The sequence below is a fragment of the Streptomyces sp. NPDC020780 genome (assembly GCF_044334475.1).
In the GTDB taxonomy this organism is placed as follows: Bacteria; Actinomycetota; Actinomycetes; order Streptomycetales; family Streptomycetaceae; genus Streptomyces.
The window spans coordinates 1-1778 of record NZ_JBIRTB010000027.1 but is presented as its reverse complement, the minus strand read 5'-3'; the positions used below and the strand labels follow the sequence as shown (position 1 = coordinate 1778).

At 76.7% G+C, this 1778-nt stretch carries 1 protein-coding gene; it reads left to right on the top strand.

Annotation, left to right across the window (positions count from 1 at the left end; translation table 11 throughout):
• On the top strand, positions 1–1778 hold a 1778-nt coding region (locus ACH4VO_RS31300; protein WP_398441798.1), incomplete at both ends, for an amino acid adenylation domain-containing protein.

Below are 1778 nucleotides of genomic sequence, written 5' to 3'. Positions count from 1 at the left end.
TTCGCGGCCCAGGTCGCCCGGACCCCGGACGCCCTCGCGGTGGTGGCCGGTGACGTCCGGCTCAGCTACACGGAGCTGGACGAGCGCTCCGCCGCGCTGGCCGCACTCCTGGTGGCCCGCGGAGTGCGCCGGGGCGACACCGTCGCCGTGGCCGTCCCCCGCTCCGCGGCGCTGACCGTCGGGCACCTCGCCGTACTGAGGGCCGGTGCGGTCTGCCTGCCCGTCGAGCCGGAGCACCCGGCCGCGTGGACCGCTGCCCTCCTGGAGGACGCCGAGCCCGCCGCGGTCATCACCACGCCGGACCGCGCGACCCTTGCCGGGACGAGCGCCGGCCAGGTCCTCCTGCTCCACTGCGACGGTGACTGCGACGGCGACGCCGGCTTCACCGACCTGCCGGGGCCGCTGCCGGACTCCCCGGCCTACCTGATCCCCACCGCCGGTACGGAGGGCGAGCCGCGCGGGGTGCTCCTGCCGCACCGGGCCCTGGTGAACCGGCTCCTGTGGATGCGGGACGCCTGCCGGCTCGGCCCGGACGACCGGATCCTGCTGAAGGCCCCCGCCGACCTCGGCGTAGCGGTCTGGGAACTGCTCGCCCCGCTGGTCCTGGGCGCCGCCCAGGTGGCAGCCCCGCCCGGCGGCCACCGCGACATGGTCGGCCTGGCCCGGCTGATCCGGCGCGAGGCGGTGACCACGGCCCACTTCGCGCCCTCCGTCCTCGACGCGTTCCTCGCCGAACCGGAGGCCGCGCACTGCACCGGCCTGCGCCGGGTGCTGTGCGGCGGCGAGCCGCTGCCCACCGGACTGGCCGAACGCCTCGGCTCGCGGCTTCCCGGCGCGGCACTCCACGTCCTGCACGGGCCGGTGGAGGCGGCGTTCGACGCCCTCGCGTGGACCGCCGGGAGCGGGACCGGGGACCCGGCCGCGTACCCGGTCGCCGGCCGGCCCGTCTGGAACACCCGCGTCCTCGTGCTCGACGCCGGTCTCATGCCCCTGCCGCCGGGGAGCCCCGGTGAGCTGTACGTGGGCGGTGCCCAGCTGGCGCACGGCTACCTCGGCCTTCCCGCGCAGACCGCCGAGCGCTTCGTGGCCGACCCCTACGGCCCGCCCGGCTCCCGGCTGCACCGTACCGGCGACCTGGCCAGGATCACGCGCGACGGCACGGTCCAGCTCCTCGGGCGCACCGACGAGCGGCTCACCCTCGACGGCAGGAGTGTCGAACCCGCGCTGGTCGAGCGGGTGCTGACCCGGCACACCGGGGTCGGCGCCGCCGCCGTGACCGTACGGCCCGGCCCCTCGGGCGAGCCCGCCCTGGTGGCGTACCACGTGCCCGCCGACCCGGCGGCCCCGGCGGACGCCGGGACCCTGCGGGACCACGCCGCAGCCCTGCTCCCGGGCCACGCCGTACCCGCGCACTACGTCGAGCTCGACGCGCTCCCGTACGCCGCGGACGGCCGGATCGACCGCGCGGCGCTGCCCGAGCCGCGGCACAGCACGGCCCGCGCGCCCCGCAACGACGTCGAGCGGACGCTCTGCGACCTGTTCTGCGAACTGCTCAATGTCCCGTCGGTGTCGATCGACGACAGCTTCTTCGACCTGGGCGGGCACTCGCTGCTCGCGACCCGGCTGGTCAGCCGCGTCCGCGCCACCTTCGGGATCGAACTCCCCTTCCGGGACATCTTCGACGCGCAGTCGGTGGTGGCGTTGGCGGAGCGGGTGGTGGGTTCGTCGGTGGGTGGGCGTGTGGCGTTGGTGCCGATGGTGCGGCCTGATCGGGTGCC